Here is a 17,561-nt window from a genome sequence, read left to right as displayed (position 1 = left end):
GGCGATTAAGGAGCGAGTCGCCGGCCATTGCCCAAGGAACTCGTGCCGAGAGAGTCCTTTCCGCTGGCTTCTCCTCCGCGCCCGCGGCCTGACTGCCCGTCCGCGGCATACATCCAGGCCAGCCAGCCGATGACGCAGATCGCCAGCGCGACGAGCCGTGCGTAGAGAACAAGGACGAGTGTCGCGTCGGACACTTGCACATCCGCGCCTGGGGTGACGGGACCGATTACGAGGGCTTCGTCGCAGGCGGCGAGCGGCGCCGGCTTGCTGTCGACCGAATAGTCGACGCCGCCGAGCGGCGCCGCCGGGATGGCGATGTAGGCTGAGATGGCGCGCACGCCGTGCTGCAACTCCTGGAATGACACCTTTTGCGCCTCGGCGCAGCGTTGAGGTAGGCCGGCGTAGTCGGGCAGGAACTCGAGCCGGCCCCATCCATGCTCCCGCCGGTAGCCCCGTATCCACTCGGCCTCGGAAAAAGTCCCGAGCGCTCGCAGGCTGGGCGGTGCGCGCACCGCCAACGCCAACTCCAAGGTGGCGAGGGACAGCAGCGTCAGCCCGGCCAGGACGGTATTGCGCGTCGGCTGCGGCTTCCAGGCCACCAGCAGCAGGGCGAACGCGAGCAGAGCCGCCGGCAGCATGAGACGCGTGACGAACAGCGAGGTGGACAGCAGCGGCAGATGCTCGGCGATCGGAATGAGGGGCCGGGTCTGGATTGCCACCAAGGCGAGGACTGCGACAAGCAGCATCCACGCCCGCGCCGGCAGGCGGCCGCGCGACCACACGACCGTCAAGACCAGCGCGATCGGCAGCGCGTAGCCCATACCTTGCGCATGAAACCCGTTGACGACGTCGCCGAACGACAGGAACCCGTCGGCGAAACGCGCCAGCACCGTTGGCCCCAAGATCAGCGACTGCCACAGAACCTGCGGCAGCCAGAACGGCGTCGCGAGTACGAGGGCGATGATCGTTGCCCAGGCGTAGCGGCTCAGGATTTTGACCGGGGCTTCCCTCGTCAGAGACAAGGCGATCAACAGAGAGCATCCGAAGGCTTGGGCGAACACCAACGGATGGCCTGTCATCTGCAGAAAGAGCAGGGCGGTCAGCGGCACAATCTCGCGCCGCTGTAACAGCGTCAGCGTCACCCAGGGGATCAGGCAGTAGACCCCGATCTCGGCATAGGCCTGGCGCACGATCCAGAGGTTGTGGACATAGTTGGTGCAGAGAAAGAGGATCGCGGCCAGGAACGCCGCATAGGTGTCTTCGCTGTGTCGGTTGAGGCGAATCAGCCGCGTCAGGCCAAGGGCCAGAATGACCAGCGCCAGCCCCATCGTCAGCCGCATCGCCACATAAGCGGGCAGTCCCGCGACCTGGAGCGCGACCGCCGGCAAGTACGGCACGAAGCTGTAGTAGACAAAGAGCGGCAGCGCTTCGCCCGTGGTCGGATTGGTCACGAGCAGGCTGGGCGTGCCACTGCGCACCTGTTCAGCCAGTAGGTCGATGCGATAGAGATGGTGCAGGAAATCTTGACCGAAGCGCAAGGAAATCGCCACAAGCACGATGGCGACCACCCAGGCAAAGGCGCGGCCGCCTTTGCCCCGGACGATCTCGAGGGCGGCGAGTCCCCCCATCACGACTAGACTGACGAAATAGATCGCGATGCCCGGCGTGGCCAGGAACTCGGTGATCTGCTGCACCATCTCAACGCCCGCTACGCGGGGCCTGCTTGCCGTGGTCGCCCGAGCCGGTGAGCGCGCCGTAAGACGCCGCTGTTTTGCATTCGGGCGGGATTAATGTCGGCCATGGCTAAGGCCGCCTGGCCCAACGGCTCGAGCTCGTTAGTCTCGAGCCCGCGGATATCATCTCGGACACGCGCGGCCTCCTCGAACTCAAGATTGGCCGCGGCGTCGTGCATGCGCTTCTCGCTCATCCCGACGGGCATCGTCGAGTGGCTGCGCTGCCGGTAACACGCTTTCCGCTTTCCGTTGCCCGGGGCACAGCGAAGGATCTCGTGGCATTGGGAGCAGCGTAGAGCATAAGAAGATCCAGCGAAATGCTGCGTGCGCTCCGGCGATTACCGGCTCGCTGCCGATGCCGGTGTGGACGGTCAAGCGGCCAGCCGCGTGACCGCGCGGCGGTGCAGGCCAAACCACAGGCCGGCGATTGTCGCGCACAGGACCAGGGCGGCAATTCGCGCGTACAGGATCCTCGTCAGCTTGGATTCGTTCACCTGCAGCATCAGGCCTGGCCGGAACGGCCCGAGCGTCAGATCCTTGCCGCAGGCGGTCGGCGCGACCCGCGCTTCGTTGGGTGAATATTCCAGGCCAGCGAGCGGTGCGGCGCGGACGGAGAGGTAATCGGACGTTACGTGGATGCCCCGCTGCAGGTCGCCGAAGGACACGGCCTGGGCATCGCCGCAGCGTTGCGGCAGTCCCCTATAGTTGGGCAGGAACTCGCTGCGGCCCCACACCGTCTCGGTCGCTGCGTAAGTGCGTATCCAGGCCGTGTCGTCGGGCGCGCGGCCGGCCAGACGTTGCAGCCCGTCCGGCGCGCGCACGACCAGCATCGCGCCCATGCTGGCGAGCGACAGCAGCGCCAGCGCCGCCAGCACGGCGTCGCGCCGCGGCCACGACGGCCAGGCGACAAGGAGGAAGACGAAGGCCAGCAGGGCCGCCGGCAGCATCAGCCGCCAGACGAACAACGAAGTCGGCAGCAGCGGCAGACGTTCGGCCAGCGGCCGCAGAGGTTGGGTCTGGATCGCCACCGCGGCGAGCAGGGCGGCGGCCAGCATCCAGGCACGCCCGGACAGCCGCGCGCGCGTAAGCACGACCGCCAGCACGACGGCGATCGGCAGGGCGAAACCCAGCCCAAACAGGAAGCGCCAGTCGACCAGCTCGCGGAACGACAGGAAGGTGTCGGCGAAGCGCGCCGGCAGGGCGGCCGGTCCCTGGATCAGCGATTGCCAGAGCGCCTGCGGCAGCCAGAACGGCAGGGCGAGCAGCACCGCGAGCACCGTCGCTCCGGCATAGCGGCGCAGCAGGGCGGCTGGCGACTCATCGGACAGGGCCAAGGCCATCAGCAGGGAGCAGGCGAAGGCCTGGAGGAAGACGAGCGGATGGCCGGTCATCTGCAGGAAGAGCAGGACGACAAGCGGCGTGAGCGCGCGCGTCTGGATCAGCGTCAGGGTCAGCCACGGGATGAGGCAATAGACCCAAATCTCGGCGTAAGCCTGGCGCGAGAGCCAGAGATTGTAGACGTAGTTGCTGCAGAGGAAGAGGATCGCGGCCAGGAATGCCGCGTGCGCCTCGCGGCCGCGGGCGAGGCGGATCAGCCGCACCAGGCCGAGCGCCAGCACGACCAGGGACAGGCCCATGGCCAGACGGAAGGCGACATGCGCGGTGAACCCGACGAGGTCGAGCGCGACCGCCGGCAGGTAGGGGACGAAGCTGTAGTAGACGAAGATCGGCAAGGTCTCGCCGGTGACGGGGTTGGTCACCAGCAGGCTCGGCGTCCCGCGGCGCAGCTGCTCGGCCAGCACGGCGATGCGATAGACGTGATGGCCGGTGTCGTCGCCGAAGCGAAAGGTCAGGCTCGCCAGCAGGAGGACGACCACCCAGCCGAATGCGCGGCCGCCTTTGCCGCGCACGATCTCCCAGGCCGCCAATCCGCCGAGCCCCAGCAGGACGGCGAGATAGGTGAGGAAGCCCGGCAGTGTCCCGGCAAGCTCGACGAGCCGGTGCACGCTCTCAGCGTCCGCTGCGCCGCGCCTGCTTGCCGCGGCCGCCCGAGCCGGTGCGCACGCCGCGGAAGACGCGGCTGTTCTGCATCTTGCCGAGATGGACGCCGACATTGGCGCTCGCCGCCTGACCCGGCAGCTCGAGCTCGTTGGCCTCGAGGCGCCGGATCTCGTCGCGGATGCGCGCGGCTTCCTCGAACTCGAGGTTGGCGGCGGCGTCGCGCATGCGCTTCTCGAGCTCGGCGATGTGGGTGCGCAGGTTATGGCCGACCAGGTGCACGTCGCCCGACACGCCGGTGTCGATCGTGTAGTGGTCGCGCTCGGCGGTCGACTGCAGGATCTCGGCGATGTTCTTCTTCACCGAGGCCGGCGTGATGCCATGCTCCTCGTTGTAGGCGACCTGCTTGGCGCGCCGCCGATCGGTCTCGCTCATGGCGTACTTGATCGAATCGGTGAGCTTGTCGGCGTAGAGGATGACCCGGCCCTCGACGTTGCGCGCGGCGCGGCCGATGGTCTGCACCAGCGAGGTCGGCGAGCGCAGGAAGCCTTCCTTGTCGGCGTCGAGGATGGCTACCAGCGCGCATTCGGGGATGTCGAGGCCCTCGCGCAGCAGGTTGATGCCGACCAGCACGTCGAACGCGCCGAGCCGCAGGTCGCGGATGATCTCGATGCGCTCCAGGGTGTCGATGTCGGAGTGCAGGTAGCGGCAGCGGATGCCAGCCTCGTGCAGGTACTCGACGAGGTCCTCGGCCATGCGCTTGGTCAGCACGGTGACCAGCACGCGCTGCGCCTTCTTCGCGCAGTCCTTGCACTCGGCGATCAGGTCGTCGACCTGCTTCTCGACCGGCCGCACGATCACCGCCGGATCGATCAGGCCGGTCGGCCGGATCACCTGCTCGATGAAGGCGCCTTGCGTGCGCTCCATCTCCCACGGGCCGGGCGTGGCGCTGACGAAGGTGGTCTGCGGGCGCAGCGTCTCCCATTCCTCGAACTTGAGCGGCCGGTTGTCGATCGCCGAGGGCAGGCGGAAGCCGAACTCGGCGAGCACGCTCTTGCGGTTGAAGTCGCCGCGGAACATGCCGCCGATCTGCGGCACCGTGACGTGGCTCTCGTCGACGATCAGCAGCGAGTTGGTCGGGAAATACTCGAACAGGGTCGGCGGCGGCTCGCCCGGCTTGCGGCCGGTGAGGTAGCGCGAATAGTTCTCGATGCCGGCGCAGGCACCGGTGGTCTCCAGCATCTCGATGTCGAACAGGGTGCGCTGCTCCAGCCGCTGCGCCTCGAGCAGGCGGCCGGCGCGGTTGAACTCGGCCAAGCGCTGCTTGAGGTCGGTTTTGATCTGGTCGATCGCCTTGTTCATCGTCGGCTTGGGCGTCACGTAGTGGCTGTTGGCGTAGACGATGATGTCGTTCAGCGTCACGGCTTTCTCGCCGGTCAGCGGATCGAACTCGGTGATCGATTCGATCTCGTCGCCGAACATCTCGAAGCGCCAGGCCTTGTCCTCGTAGTGGGCCGGGAACAGGTCGATGGTGTCGCCGCGCACCCGGAAGGTGCCGCGCTGGAAGGCGTTGTCGTTGCGCTTGTACTGCTGCTCGACGAAGCGGCGCAGCAGCGAGCTGCGGTCGATCTTCTGGCCCTTGTGCAGGCGGAAGGTCATCGCCTGGTAGTTCTCGAGCGGGCCGATGCCGTAGATGCACGACACCGAGGCGACGATGATCACGTCGTCGCGCTCCATCAGCGCCCGCGTCGCCGAGTGCCGCATGCGGTCGATCTGCTCGTTGATCGACGAATCCTTCTCGATGTAGGTGTCGGTGCGCGGCACGTAGGCTTCGGGCTGGTAGTAGTCGTAGTACGACACGAAGTACTCGACCGCGTTGTCCGGGAAGAAGCCCTTCATCTCGCCGTAGAGCTGCGCCGCCAGCGTCTTGTTGGGCGCCAGCACCAGCGCCGGCCGCGTCTGCGACGCGATCACGTTGGCCATGGTGAAGGTCTTGCCCGAGCCGGTGACGCCCAGCAGCACCTGGTCGCGCTCGCCGGCCGACACGCCTTCCTTGAGCTGGCGGATCGCCTCGGGCTGGTCGCCGGCCGGCACGTAGTCCGAGACCAGCTTGAACGGCCTGGGGGTCACGCCTTCGAGCACCGGCCGCCGCTGGATGTACGGCATGTCGAGCGGCTGGGCTGAAACGGCCAAATTCTTCGAGGGCATGGGCCGTATTATATGAGGGCCGGGAGACTGCCCCGCAATGCTAGCCTGCCGCCCCTTTGATGCCTGAATTCCTGACAGTTTCCTTCCTGACCGCGGCGGTGGTCGCGGTCGTGGCCGGCATGGTGCGCGGCTTCGCGGGCTTTGGCGCCGCCATGGTGATGACCCCGGTCTTCTCGGCCCTCTACGGGCCCGGGATCGGCGTTGCGCTCTGTCTGCTGCTGGAGATCGCGGTCGCCCTGCCGTTGCTGCCGCGGGCCATCCAGTACGTCGACTGGCGGCGCATCGGGCTGTTGATGATCGCGGCGGTGATCGGCGCGCCCGCGGGTAACCTCGTGCTCACCCAGGTTTCTCCCGAGCCGATGCGCTGGGCCATTTCGGCGATCGTGCTGACGGCGGTGGCGCTGCTGGCGAGTGGCTGGCGGTTCCATGGCCAGTGGCGCGCGCCGGTGACGCTGGGCATCGGCGCGACCAGCGGCTTCCTCAATGGTTTGAGCGGCATGGCCGGGCCGCCGATCGCCTTCTATTACCTGGCCGGTAACGAGACGGCGACGCGGGTGCGCGCCAATCTCACGGCCTACTTCGTCTTTGTCGATTTTGCGGCACTGCTGGTGTTCCTCGGCCGCGGCCTGGTGCATTGGGACACGGCCGTTCTCGGACTTTCCCTCACACCCGCTGTGGTGGCCGGCGGGTTGTTGGGCGAGAAGCTATTCCCCTTGGCCAGCGAGGCCTTTTACCGCCGCCTCGCGCTCGGCCTTCTGGTCGCGGTGGCGATCGGGTCCTTGATCCTGTAACGCGGGCCGGGTAGCGAACAGGCATGAAGATCTGGGGCAAGATCGTGGGCGGCACCGCGGGCTTCGCATTGGGCGGGCCGATCGCGGCATTGCTGGGCGTGATGGCGGGCCATGCCCTCGACCAGTTCGTCGAGCAGAGCGCCGGTTCGGACATGACGGTCGCCACGCCGGTCGATCCGAACGACCATCCGGGCCTGCGCGAGATCGCGTTCACCATCGGCGTGATCGCGCTCGGCGCCAAGATTGCCAAGGTCGACGGCGAGGTGACGCGCTCCGAGGTCGAGGCGTTCCGTTCGTTCTTCCAGGTGCCGCCGGGCGAGGAGAAGAACGTCGAGCGCTTCTTCGACCTCGCCAAGCGCGATGCCGCGGGCTTCGAGCCTTATGCGCGGCAGGTCGCCGCGCTGTTCCCCGACGCGCCCGAGATCCTGGAGAACGTGCTCGAGGGTCTGTTCGACATCGCCAAGGCCGACGGCAAGGTCGGCGCCGCCGAGGCCGAGTACCTCGGCAAGGTCGCGGCCATCTTCGGCCTCAGCGGCGAGCGCTTCGAGCGGGCGCGCGCCGCCGCGCTTGGCGTCGCCGAGTGCGAGCCGTGCATCGTGCTGGGCATCGATCCGCTGGCGACCGACGAGCAGATCCGCGAGGCATGGCTGCGCCAGGTCAAGGCGCATCATCCCGACCGGCTGATCGCGCAGGGCCTGCCCGAGGAGGCGATCCGGGTCGCCAACCGCAAGCTCGCGCTGATCAACGACGCCTACGACCGCCTGCGCCGGCAGCGCGGACTGGAAGCCGCCTGACGTGACCCCTCGCTCATGAACATCGTCGATCGGCCGTCGCCCAATTCAGCGCCGCGGCCCGAGGGGACGATCGTCGACATCCTGGTGCTGCACTACACCGAGCTGCCGCTGCAGGCCTCGCTCGACATCCTGAGCGACGACAAACGCGAAGGCCGGGTCAGCGCGCACTACGTGCTGGCCGAGGACGGCACTGCCTATCGCCTGGTGCCCGAGGAGCGCACCGCCTGGCACGCCGGCCGCTCGTCATGGCGCGGCCGAGAGGCGCTGAACGCCACGTCGATCGGCATCGAGATCGTGAACCTGCACGGCGACCGGCACGACTATCCGGCGACGCAGATCGCGGCGCTGATCGAGCTCTGCCGCGATGTCCTCGCGCGTCATCCCGCGATCGAGCCGCGCAACGTCGTCGGCCATTCCGACATCGCCCCGCAGCGCAAGATCGATCCCGGCCGGCGCTTCCCCTGGAAGACGCTGGCGGACGCCGGCATCGGGCTGTGGCCAAGGGCCGGCGGGCGGCCGCTCGACGGGGACCTCCATGCCGCCCTGCGACGCTACGGCTACGCGCCGCCGATCGCCGTCCCGCCGCGGGAGATCGTAAAGGCCTTCCAGCGCCACTTCCGCCCGGCCAGAGTCGACGGCATGGCCGACCCCGAGACGCGGACCTTGCTGGCCGGCCTGCTTGACCCGCTGGGGGGAGCGCTCTAGTCAAGCCTGCGGGTCAGACGGCTGGATGGCTGCGCTTCGCGGGCAACCGCGGGGTGAGGAAAGTCCGGGCTCCACGGAGACACGGTGCCGGCTAACGGCCGGCGGGGGCGACCCCAGGGAAAGTGCCACAGAGAACAGACCGCCAAGCTGGTTCGCCAGCGAGGTAAGGGTGAAACGGTGGGGTAAGAGCCCACCGCGCGAGCGGTAACGCAAGCGGCACGGCAAACCCCACCGGGAGCAAGACCAAATAGGGGCGGCACGCCGGGCAACCGGCAAGCGGTGTTTCCGCGCCGCCGCCCGGGTCGGTCGCGCGAGGCGCTCGGCAACGGGCGTCCCAGAGGAATGGCCATCCATCGCTCGCCCAGGTTCGCTTGGGAGGGCGTGGACAGAACCCGGCTTACAGGCCGTCTGACCCTTTCATTCCGCGATGAGGCGACACGATCGCAGCTCAAGTCTTGCAGGGAGGTCGCTGGGCAGCTTGATGTCCCGTACGAGGCCGAGCGCTTCGAATGTCTTGATCAGCCACCAGCCGGGATCGACCTGGCCGGGGAAGAGCCTTCGCCGAGCCGGGAAAGGCGTGGTGATTGTTATGCCAGCTCTCGCCCATGCTGATCAGCCCGGCGACCGCAATGTCGTAGCCCTGCGCTGCCGTGCCTTCGACAATCCAGTGTTGCCCGCCGCGGCGATGCGCGAAGTGGCCGACCAGCCAGTGGCCGGTGACCGACACGGCGATGCGCAGGCAGTTGCTGCGCCATCCAGGTGCGTTCGACGAACGCATAGAAGCGGTCGCGCGAGATCGCAGGCTCGGGCGTGAAGGCCGGCGGATGGTCGAGCGCCAGCTCGCAATGGAGCTGCCACCAGCGTCCTGCCAGAAGCCGCGACGATGACGGAGATAGTCGTGGCAATCGGCCTGCCGCTGCGCCCAGTCCCGCAGGTCGTGCTGGCGGACCATGCCGATCGGGCCGGCCATGCCGACCAGCGTGCCGAGATAGACGGAGAGCCGCTCGAGCCAGAGCGGGCAGGCGAAGCTGCGATGGATCAGCCGCCGGTCCATGCCGACCGAGTGCCCGAAGCACAAGGTGACCGCCGTGGTGGCGAGGAAGAGGATGGCCGCGTCCCAGGAGGCGCAAAATGGCGCAAGCCCGGCGCCCGCCGCCATGCCGCCGATCCAGAGAGACTTCGCCGGCGCCCAGCGAACGGTTCCGCGGACCGGAGTCTCTGCCGCGGCCGCCATTCCGTTCAACGCCTGCCCGCACCCCCATCCCGGGACGCTACGCTGTTTCCCACGCGCGTGGGAAACCGAAAACACTGCAGGGCCGGCATTTGGGGCGATTCTTCCCATCTTTCTATATCACGCCCTACCCACTAGACCTTGCGCAGTTTCGTCAACGGCGCACAATAAGTCCTGTGCGTAACTCCCTCAGATTCCAGCGCGATTCCCGGGCTTGATCATTGCATCCCTGAAAATCCCATGCTATCCCATATCATCCCGATGGACGCGGGGCGTGGGGCACCGACGGCGGGATCAAGGGGAGAGGCCCGGTGGCATTCCGGTCCGAAATCCTGATCAAGCTGGACAAAAAAGGACGAGCCCTGCTGCCCGCCGCCTTCCGTGACGAGCTGCCTTCCGACGATCGCGGTGCCTTCGTGCTCTACCACTCGCCCAACGTGCCTGGTGTCGTGAACGGCAATTCCCGCGCCGGCTTCGATGGCATGCTCGATCGTCTGCGCGCCGAAGCTCTCGGCCCCAAGGGCTCGCTCAAGGTGGCGCTCGACGACGAGGCGTTCGATCCGGCGGGTTATCTCTCGGCGTCGGCCCGCACCATCCCGCTCGAGCCCGATGGACGCTTCACCATGCCGGCCGAGTTCGCGCAGGTCCTCGAGATCGAGGACGGCGTGATGCTGGTCGGCAAGGGCGACAAGTTCCAACTGTGGAATCCCAAGCGCTGGCAGGCCCGCCGCGACGCCGACCGCGCCAAGATGGAAGCCTTCGTGCGCGGCCTCACGGGAGGCGACGCATGAGCGGTCATGTCCCCGTGATGCTCACCGAGGTGGTCGACGCGCTGCAGCCGCGCGACGGCGGCCGCTATGTCGACGGCACGTTCGGCGGCGGCGGCTACACCGCCGCGATCCTCGATCGTGCTGCCTGCGAGGTGATTGCGATCGACCGCGATCCCGACGCGATTTCCGCAGGCGAGGCGCTGGTCCAGCGTTATGCGCCGCGCCTGCGCCTGATCGAGGGCCGCTTCGGAGACATGGAGCAGCTGTTGAGTGCCGAAGGCGTGTCGGCAGTCGACGGCGTGGCCCTCGATCTTGGCGTCTCGTCGATGCAGTTCGACCAGGCCGAGCGCGGCTTCTCCTTCCGCGCCTCCGGCCCGCTCGACATGCGCATGGAGAAGAATGGCCCGTCGGCCGCCGACCTCGTCAACGACAGCGACGAGAAGGAGCTGGCCGACATCCTGTGGCGCTACGGCGAGGAGCGGAAGAGCCGCCGCGTCGCGAAGGCGATCGTCGAGCGTCGCCGCGACAAGCGCATCGAGACCACCGGAGAGCTCGCCGAGATCGTGCGCCGCGCCGTCGGCCCCTCGGCCAAGGACGAGAGCGATCCGGCGACGCGCGCCTTCCAGGCTCTGCGCATTGCGGTGAACGACGAGCTGGGCGAGCTCGAACGCGGTCTCGTCGCGGCCGAGCAGGTGCTGGCGCCGGGCGGCCGTCTCGCCGTGGTGTCCTTCCATTCGCTGGAGGACCGCGCGGTCAAGGATTTCGTGCGTTCCCATGCCGGCCGCACGCCGTCGCCGTCGCGCCATGCGCCGCCGCGCGCCGCCGAGCAGGCCGCGACCCTGCGCGAGGTGACGCGCAAGCCGGTGTCGCCGTCGCAGGAAGAAGTCTCCGCCAATCCGCGGGCGCGCTCGGCGCGGCTGCGCGTCGCCGAGAAGGTGACCGCATGATCCATCGCGGCCTCCTGTTCTGGTCGATCGCCGCCGTCGCCACGGCGGTGGGCCTGTTCGGGGTCAAGTACAAGGTGCAGGACCTCGAGGAGCAGATCGACCGCACCAACCAGAAGATCATCACCAGCCAGCAGGCGACCCACATCCTCAAGGTCGAGTGGGCGCATCTCAACGAGGCCGAGCGCATCGAGAAGCTGGCGCAGAAGTATCTCAAGCTCGAGCAGGCCGGGATCAAGCAGGTCGCCCGGCTCGACATGCTCAAACCGGAGACGAGCAACCCGCAACCGAACCTGCAAGCGAATCAGAATCAGCAAAGGCGCGACTCACCACTTCCTTCCCCCCCACGAACGGGCAGCGACGTCCCCTCGTCGAGCTTGCCCGGTGGTGGTCGCGTCTCCGCGGAGGCCGGCAGCCCCTCGCCGGCCTCCGCACCCTCTTCAGGGCGCATAACGACCGGACCCACGACGCCCCCTCGACCGGCTTTGATTCAAGAGCCGGCAACAACGGGTCCGGTTGGCGACGGCCAGGTCGCCGCAACATCCATCGACGAAATCCTCTCACGTAAGGAAGGGGAACGTCGGTGAGGCTGTGGCGAAAATCTGGCCAGCCCGAACCGGCCGCCGCGTCCCCCGCGGCGGCCGGCGCGCGTTACGGGTCCGAAAAGGAGCGACTCAAGGGCGACGTGCAGGAGCTTGCACGCCAGCGCCTGGTCGTGGCCTCGGCCCTGTTTGCGATGGTGTTCTGCGCAGTCGCGCTGCGTATGTCGTGGGTGTCGCTGATGCGCGACAGTACCGAGCCGACGCAGCGCATGGCGGCGCGCGGAGGCGCCATCCAGTCGGAGCGCGCCGACATCGTCGACCGCAACGGCGTGGTGCTGGCGACCTCGGTGCCGGTGATGTCGGCCTTCGTCAATCCGCACCTGCTGCTCGACCCGCCGGAGGCGGCACGCAAGATCGTCGCGGTGCTGCCCGAGTTCAAGTACGAGGACATGAAGGAGAAGCTCGAGGCCGACAAGAGCTTCGTCTGGATCAAGCGCGGCCTCTCCCCACGCGAGCATTTCCTGGTCAACCGCCTCGGCATCCCCGGCCTCGAGTTCCAGGCCGAGGAGCGGCGCATCTATCCGCAGGGCTCGACCGGCGCGCACATCGTGGGCTACGACAGCATCGACAATTCCGGCCTCGCCGGCGTCGAGCGCTACTTCGACCAGCGCCTGCAGAGCGGCGAGATGGTGCAGCTCTCGATCGATCTGCGCCTGCAGCGCATGGTCGAGGACGAGATCGCCAAGGCGGTGCAGAAGTTCTCGGCGATCGGCGCCACCGCGATCGTGATGGACGTGACCAACGGCGAGATCCTCGCCATGGCGTCGCTGCCGACCTACGACGCCAACAAGGCCAAGACGATAACCAACGAGGCCTTGTTCAACCGCGCGACGCTCGGCGTCTACGAGCAGGGCTCGACCTTCAAGATCTTCAACACCGCGATGGCGCTCGACAGCGGCAAGGTGACGATGACCAGCGTCTTCGACGCGACCTCGCCGATCAAGATCGATCGCTTCACGATCAACGACGACCATCCGCAGCGCCGGCCGCTGACGGTGCCCGAGATCTTCAAGTACTCGTCCAACATTGGCTCGGCCAAGATGGCGGCCGACGTCATGGGGCCGGAGGCGCAGAAGGCCTTCTTCGACAAGATCGGGTTCCTGAAGCCGCTGACCACCCAGCTTCCCGAGCTGGCGGCACCGCTGTGGCCGCGCCACTGGGTGCGCATCAACACCATGACCATCGCTTACGGCCACGGCATCTCGGTGACGCCGCTGCATCTGGCGATCGGTTCGGCTGCCATGGTCAACGGTGGCGTCCTATACCAGCCGAGCTTCGTGAAGCGCACCGCCGGGGGCGAGGCCGGCAAGCGCGTCATCCAGGCCAAGACCTCCCAGTACATGCGCCAGCTGCTGCGATTGAACGCCGTTGAGGGCACCGGCAAGAACGCCGACGTCAAGAACTACGAGGTCGGCGGCAAGACCGGCACGGCGGAAAAGGCCAGTCGCGGCGGCTACCGCCAAAAAGCCCTAATCAGTTCGTTTGTTGGCATGTTTCCGATGAGCGAGCCCAAGTTCCTCGTCCTCGTGTCGCTCGACGAACCGCACGGCACCAAGGAGACCGGCGGCTACGCCACCGGCGGCATGGTCTCCGCGCCCAGCGTCAAGACGATCATCGAGAACATCATCGCCCTCTACGGCATCCTGCCCGGCGACTGGAGCCAGACGCCGCTGGAGATCGCATCGATGCCGATCGCTTCGGCGAGGCTGCCCGAGGCGCCGGTGGTCACCGCGGTCAGCCGCGGCCGCGGGGTCGAGCGCAAGGCCCTGTCCGCGCGACCGGTTTCCGGCGGAGTGCGCCACGTTGCGGCTGAGTGAGCTCATGGGCCGCGCCTTGCCACACGATCTGGAGGTGGCCGGCCTGACCCTCGACTCCCGCAAGGTTCAGCCCGGTTTCCTCTTCGCCGCATTGACCGGTTCCAAGGCCGACGGCGCCACCTTCGTCAGCGATGCGCTGGAGCGTGGCGCCACCGCGATCCTGGCCGCGTCCGACGCCGTCCTGCCGCCGCTCTCCCAGGGCATCGTCGTGCTGCGCGACGACAATCCGCGCCGCCGCATCGCCCTGATGGCCGCGACCTTCGCCGGCGTGCAGCCCACGACCATCGCCGCCGTCACGGGCACCAACGGCAAGAGCTCGACCGTTCACTTCGTGCGCCACATCTGGGCGACCCTCGGGCTCGAGGCGGCCAGCGTCGGCACGCTCGGCATCGTCTCGCCCGGCTTCACCCGCGAGGCCGGCCTGACCACGCCCGACCCGGTACAGCTCCATGCCGATCTCGCGACCTTGGCACGCGAGGGCGTGACCCATCTCGCGATCGAGGCGTCGAGCCACGGTCTCGACCAGCACCGGCTCGACGGCCTCAAGCTCTCGGCCGCGGCCTTCACCAACCTGACGCACGAGCATCTCGACTATCACCCGACGATGGATGCGTACTTCGCGGCCAAGGCACGGCTGTTCGAGACGCTGCTGCCGGCGAACGGCACCGCCGTCGTGAACGCCGACAGCGACCGCGCGGCGCAGCTTGGGGAAATCTGCGCGCGGCGCGGCGTGCGCTTCTGGACCTACGGCGCCAAGGGCCGCGAGCTGCGGCTGCTGCGCGACCAGCCGACGCCGAACGGCCAGCATCTGGTCGTCGAAGTGCTGGGCACGCGCCATGAGGTCGAGCTGCCGCTGGTCGGCGGCTTCCAGGCCTCGAACGCTTTGGCCGCCCTCGGTCTCGTCGTCGCAACCGGCGGCGATGCGGCGCGTGCAGTCGCGGCGCTGGGCACGCTGACCGGCGCACCGGGCCGGCTGCAGCTCGTGGCGCGCCACAGGAGCGGCGCGCCGGTCTATGTCGACTACGCCCACAAGCCCGAGGCGCTGGAGACCGTGCTGGCGACCTTGCGGCCGTTCGCCAGGGGCAAGCTGGTCGTGGTGTTCGGCTGCGGCGGCGACCGCGACCGTGGCAAGCGGCCGGTGATGGGCGAAATCGCGACGCGCCTGGCCGACTTCACCCTAGTTACCGACGACAATCCGCGCAGCGAGGAGCCCGAAGCGATCCGTGCCGAGATCGTGCGTGGCATCCCCGCCGATCGGAAGAACTGGGCCGAGATCCGTACCGATCGCCACGCCGCGATCGAGCAGGGCATGGCGGCGCTCACCTCCGCGGACGACCTGCTGCTGATCGCCGGCAAGGGCCACGAGGCCGGCCAGACCATCAAGGGCGTGACCCATCCCTTCGACGACGCCGAGGTGGCGCGGGAGCTCGCCCGCCCCTCCGAAGGTGCTTAAGTGAGCGCGCTCTGGACCTCCGACGAAGTGGCGAAGGCCTTGTCGCCGATCGCGATGTCCGGTGCGTTCGAAGCGACCGGCGTCACCTTCGACAGCCGCGCCGTCGGCAAAGGCGACATCTTCTTCGCGCTGGCCGGCGAGACGACGGACGGCCATCAGTACGTCACCGAAGCCCTGTCGCGCAGGGCTGCCGCTGCCGTCGTCTCGCGCGATGTGCCCGGCGCCTCCGGCAACCTGATCCGTGTTCCGGACACCATGAAAGCGCTGGTCGATCTCGGCCGCGCCGGCCGTGTCCGGAGCGGCGCGCGCATCGCGTCCGTCACCGGCTCGGTCGGCAAGACCAGCACCAAGGACGCGCTCCGCGCCATCCTGTCGGCCCAGGCGCCGACCGTGGCCAGTGCGGCCTCCTACAACAACCATGTCGGCGTGCCGATCAGCCTCGCCCGGCTGTCGCGCGAGGCACGCTACGGCGTTTTCGAGATCGGCATGAACCATCCCGGCGAGATCGAGCCGCTGGCCCGCCAGGTCGAGGCCGATGTCGGCGTGATCACCAACGTCGAGGCGGCACATATTGGTCACATGGGCAGCGAGGAGGCGATTGCCGACGAGAAGGCCTGCCTGTTCGCCGGCATGCGCCCGGGCGCCGTGGCCGTGCTCAACCGCGACAATCGCCACTACGACCGGCTGGTGCGCCATGCGCGCAAGTTCGGGGTCGAGACGATCGTCGGCTTCGGCCGGCACGCCGAAGCCCATGCGCGGCTCCTCGCGTGCGACCTGCAGGATTCGGGCAGCGACGTCCAAGCCTTGATCGGTAACAGGCGGATCGAGTATCGCCTCGGAGCGGCGGGCGAACACTGGGTGCTGAACAGCCTGGCGGCGCTGGCCGTCGCCGAGGCGCTCGGCGCCGAAACAGCCAAGGCCGCGGCGACGCTCGCCGAGGTCAAGGCGTCGCCGGGACGCGGCGCAAGGCGGTGGCTCAAATTCGGCCAAGGGAGCGAGGCTGGAAAAGTCGAGCTGCTGGACGAGAGCTACAACGCCAACCCCGCGTCGATGCGGGCGATGCTGGCGGTGCTGGCGCGGACCGAGACCGCGCCGGGCGGCCGTCGCCTGCTGGTGATGGGCGACATGCGCGAGCTCGGCGAGCACGCCGATGCGCTGCATGCCGGGCTGGCCGACGCAGTCGCGGCGAGCGGGGCGGCACAGGTCTTCCTGTGCGGCCCGCACATGGAGGCGCTGTGGCACAAGCTGGCCGCGGCGCAGAAGGGGGTTCACCGGCCGGATTCGGCTGCATTGGCGGGAGAGGTCGCGAAGGCGTTGAAGGCGGGAGACGTGATCGCGATCAAGGGCTCGCTGGGCTCAAAAATGAAAGTTGTCGTCGATGCCGTGCTGGCGGCAAGCGACGGCGAAACCGGACGCTGAAGGATGCTTTACAATCTCGTCTACCCGCTGGCCGACGTCTTCAGCCCATTCAACCTGTTCCGCTACCTGACGTTCCGCTCGATCGCGGCGTTCCTGACGGCGCTCATCTTGAGCTTCCTGATCGGCGGCGCCCTGATCCGCTGGCTGCGCAGCAAGCAGGGCCATGGCCAGCCGATCCGCGAGGATGGCCCGGCGACGCACATCGTCACCAAGAAGGGCACGCCGACCATGGGCGGCCTGTTGATCCTGATCGCGCTGTCGGTGGCGACGCTGCTGTGGGCCGACCTCACCAACCGCTACGTCTGGTGCGTGCTCGGCATCACCGTGACGTTCGGCGCGATCGGCCTGTGGGACGATTTCCTGAAGGTCACCAAGCGCAATCCCAAGGGCGTGCCCGGCAGGACCAAGTTCGTGCTGGCCGTGGTGATCGCGGGCGTTGCCGCCTGGTTCATCGCCCAGGGCTCGCCGCCCGGCCTGCGTTACACTCTCGCGCTGCCGTTCCTGAAGGATGTGCTGGTGCCGCTGGGCATCGTCGGCTTTTTGCTGTTCTCGGTCGTGGTCATCGTCGGCACGTCCAATGCCGTCAACCTGACCGACGGCCTCGACGGCCTGGCGATCGGGCCGGTGATCATGGCGGCCGGCGTGTTCGCGCTGATCACCTATGTCGTCGGCAACGTGATCTACACCAACTACCTCTACGTCCATCACGTGCCGCGCGCCGGCGAGCTCGCGGTGCTGCTGTCGGCGCTGGTCGGCGCGGGGCTGGGCTTCCTGTGGTTCAACGCACCGCCCGCCATGGTGTTCATGGGCGACACCGGCTCGCTGTCGATCGGCGGCGCGCTGGGTGGCGTCGCGGTCGTCACCAAGCACGAGATCGTGCTGGCGATCGTCGGCGGCCTGTTCGTGCTCGAGACCGTGTCGGTGATCGTGCAGGTGATGTCCTTCAAGCTGACCGGCAAGCGCATCTTCCGGATGGCGCCGCTGCATCATCACTTCGAGCAGAAGGGCTGGGCGGAGCCCACCATCGTCTTCCGCTTCTGGATCATCGCCGCCATCCTCTCGATGGTGGGCCTCGCCACCCTCAAGCTGAGGTAGC

The 17,561-nt window shown here is 68.0% G+C and carries 15 protein-coding genes and 1 other RNA gene; 11 read left to right on the top strand and 5 right to left on the bottom strand.

Going from position 1 to position 17,561, the window contains the following annotated elements; translation table 11 throughout:
• Positions 1-5 precede the first annotated feature (5 nt).
• The 4 genes from J0J01_RS14910 to uvrB all read right to left on the bottom strand — a co-directional run bounded on the left by J0J01_RS14910 (position 6) and on the right by uvrB (position 5,897).
• Positions 6-1,697, bottom strand: coding sequence for a hypothetical protein (locus J0J01_RS14910; protein WP_296381879.1), 1,692 nt, complete (start codon positions 1,695-1,697; stop codon positions 6-8).
• Between the two features lie 11 nt (positions 1,698-1,708).
• Positions 1,709-1,912: a UvrB/UvrC motif-containing protein gene (locus J0J01_RS32735; RefSeq protein ID WP_365737224.1), complete on the bottom strand. Its 204-nt coding sequence runs from the start codon at positions 1,910-1,912 to the stop codon at positions 1,709-1,711.
• A gap of 192 nt (positions 1,913-2,104) precedes the next feature.
• Positions 2,105-3,739 carry a hypothetical protein gene (locus J0J01_RS14905; protein ID WP_296381876.1) on the bottom strand — a complete coding sequence of 545 codons (1,635 nt, stop codon included), beginning with the start codon at positions 3,737-3,739 and terminating at the stop codon, positions 2,105-2,107.
• Between the two features lie 4 nt (positions 3,740-3,743).
• Positions 3,744-5,897: an excinuclease ABC subunit UvrB gene (uvrB, locus tag J0J01_RS14900; RefSeq protein WP_296382327.1), complete on the bottom strand. Its 2,154-nt coding sequence runs from the start codon at positions 5,895-5,897 to the stop codon at positions 3,744-3,746.
• A 101-nt stretch (positions 5,898-5,998) separates the two neighbouring features.
• On the opposite strand from uvrB, the gene J0J01_RS14895 reads away from it, so the two are divergent.
• The 4 genes from J0J01_RS14895 to rnpB all read left to right on the top strand — a co-directional run bounded on the left by J0J01_RS14895 (position 5,999) and on the right by rnpB (position 8,645).
• Entirely contained in the window at positions 5,999-6,730 is a 732-nt protein-coding gene (locus J0J01_RS14895; RefSeq protein WP_296381874.1) for a sulfite exporter TauE/SafE family protein, read from the top strand.
• Positions 6,731-6,753: 23 nt separating this feature from the next.
• Complete coding sequence (locus J0J01_RS14890) at positions 6,754-7,524, top strand: TerB family tellurite resistance protein (RefSeq protein ID WP_296381872.1); 771 nt, start codon at positions 6,754-6,756, stop codon at positions 7,522-7,524.
• Between the two features lie 15 nt (positions 7,525-7,539).
• Entirely contained in the window at positions 7,540-8,229 is a 690-nt protein-coding gene (locus tag J0J01_RS14885) for an N-acetylmuramoyl-L-alanine amidase (RefSeq protein ID WP_296381870.1), read from the top strand.
• A gap of 13 nt (positions 8,230-8,242) precedes the next feature.
• An RNA gene (rnpB, locus tag J0J01_RS14880) (RNase P RNA component class A) lies at positions 8,243-8,645 on the top strand.
• 32 nt (positions 8,646-8,677) lie between these two features.
• Here rnpB and J0J01_RS14875 read toward each other — a convergent pair.
• Positions 8,678-9,463, bottom strand: a complete 786-nt coding sequence (locus J0J01_RS14875) for an acyl-CoA desaturase (RefSeq protein ID WP_296381868.1) — start codon at positions 9,461-9,463, stop codon at positions 8,678-8,680.
• A 308-nt stretch (positions 9,464-9,771) separates the two neighbouring features.
• On the opposite strand from J0J01_RS14875, the gene J0J01_RS14870 reads away from it, so the two are divergent.
• The 7 genes from J0J01_RS14870 to mraY all read left to right on the top strand — a co-directional run bounded on the left by J0J01_RS14870 (position 9,772) and on the right by mraY (position 17,560).
• Positions 9,772-10,251: a hypothetical protein gene (locus J0J01_RS14870; RefSeq protein WP_296381866.1), complete on the top strand. Its 480-nt coding sequence runs from the start codon at positions 9,772-9,774 to the stop codon at positions 10,249-10,251.
• On the top strand, positions 10,248-11,177 hold the full coding sequence (rsmH, locus tag J0J01_RS14865) for a 16S rRNA (cytosine(1402)-N(4))-methyltransferase RsmH (RefSeq protein ID WP_296381864.1): 930 nt from the start codon (positions 10,248-10,250) through the stop codon (positions 11,175-11,177). The genes J0J01_RS14870 and rsmH overlap by 4 nt, the downstream gene beginning before the upstream one ends.
• On the top strand, positions 11,174-11,761 hold the full coding sequence (locus J0J01_RS14860; RefSeq protein ID WP_296381862.1) for a hypothetical protein: 588 nt from the start codon (positions 11,174-11,176) through the stop codon (positions 11,759-11,761). The genes rsmH and J0J01_RS14860 overlap by 4 nt, the downstream gene beginning before the upstream one ends.
• A 98-nt stretch (positions 11,762-11,859) precedes the next feature.
• Positions 11,860-13,593, top strand: a complete 1,734-nt coding sequence (locus tag J0J01_RS14855) for a penicillin-binding protein 2 (protein WP_296381860.1) — start codon at positions 11,860-11,862, stop codon at positions 13,591-13,593.
• 4 nt (positions 13,594-13,597) lie between these two features.
• Positions 13,598-15,046 carry a UDP-N-acetylmuramoyl-L-alanyl-D-glutamate--2,6-diaminopimelate ligase gene (locus tag J0J01_RS14850; protein WP_296381859.1) on the top strand — a complete coding sequence of 483 codons (1,449 nt, stop codon included), beginning with the start codon at positions 13,598-13,600 and terminating at the stop codon, positions 15,044-15,046.
• Positions 15,047-16,465 (top strand): UDP-N-acetylmuramoyl-tripeptide--D-alanyl-D-alanine ligase, encoded by a 1,419-nt coding sequence (gene murF, locus J0J01_RS14845; RefSeq protein WP_296381856.1) that lies wholly within the window; start codon positions 15,047-15,049, stop codon positions 16,463-16,465.
• A 3-nt stretch (positions 16,466-16,468) separates the two neighbouring features.
• A complete protein-coding gene (mraY, locus tag J0J01_RS14840; RefSeq protein WP_296381854.1) occupies positions 16,469-17,560 on the top strand; it encodes a phospho-N-acetylmuramoyl-pentapeptide-transferase in 1,092 nt (363 codons plus the stop codon).
• The last annotated feature ends 1 nt before the right edge of the window (position 17,561 follow it).

Source organism: Reyranella sp. (assembly GCF_017305915.1).
GTDB lineage: Bacteria > Pseudomonadota > Alphaproteobacteria > Reyranellales > Reyranellaceae > Reyranella.
The sequence above is the reverse complement of the archived record's forward strand: the minus strand, read 5'-3'. Positions and strand labels throughout refer to the sequence as shown.

Excerpts from the sequence above, each read along its gene's own strand:
- J0J01_RS14910 (WP_296381879.1), bottom strand. The coding sequence starts at position 1,697 with ATGGTGCAGCAGATCACCGAGTTCCTGGCCACGCCGGGCATCGCGATC.
- J0J01_RS32735 (WP_365737224.1), bottom strand. The coding sequence starts at position 1,912 with ATGCACGACGCCGCGGCCAATCTTGAGTTCGAGGAGGCCGCGCGTGTC.
- uvrB (WP_296382327.1), bottom strand. The coding sequence starts at position 5,897 with ATGCCGTACATCCAGCGGCGGCCGGTGCTCGAAGGCGTGACCCCCAGG.
- J0J01_RS14895 (WP_296381874.1), top strand. The coding sequence starts at position 5,999 with ATGCCTGAATTCCTGACAGTTTCCTTCCTGACCGCGGCGGTGGTCGCG.
- J0J01_RS14890 (WP_296381872.1), top strand. The coding sequence starts at position 6,754 with ATGAAGATCTGGGGCAAGATCGTGGGCGGCACCGCGGGCTTCGCATTG.
- J0J01_RS14885 (WP_296381870.1), top strand. The coding sequence starts at position 7,540 with ATGAACATCGTCGATCGGCCGTCGCCCAATTCAGCGCCGCGGCCCGAG.
- J0J01_RS14875 (WP_296381868.1), bottom strand. The coding sequence starts at position 9,463 with ATGGCGGCCGCGGCAGAGACTCCGGTCCGCGGAACCGTTCGCTGGGCG.
- rsmH (WP_296381864.1), top strand. The coding sequence starts at position 10,248 with ATGAGCGGTCATGTCCCCGTGATGCTCACCGAGGTGGTCGACGCGCTG.
- J0J01_RS14860 (WP_296381862.1), top strand. The coding sequence starts at position 11,174 with ATGATCCATCGCGGCCTCCTGTTCTGGTCGATCGCCGCCGTCGCCACG.
- J0J01_RS14850 (WP_296381859.1), top strand. The coding sequence starts at position 13,598 with ATGGGCCGCGCCTTGCCACACGATCTGGAGGTGGCCGGCCTGACCCTC.
- mraY (WP_296381854.1), top strand. The coding sequence starts at position 16,469 with ATGCTTTACAATCTCGTCTACCCGCTGGCCGACGTCTTCAGCCCATTC.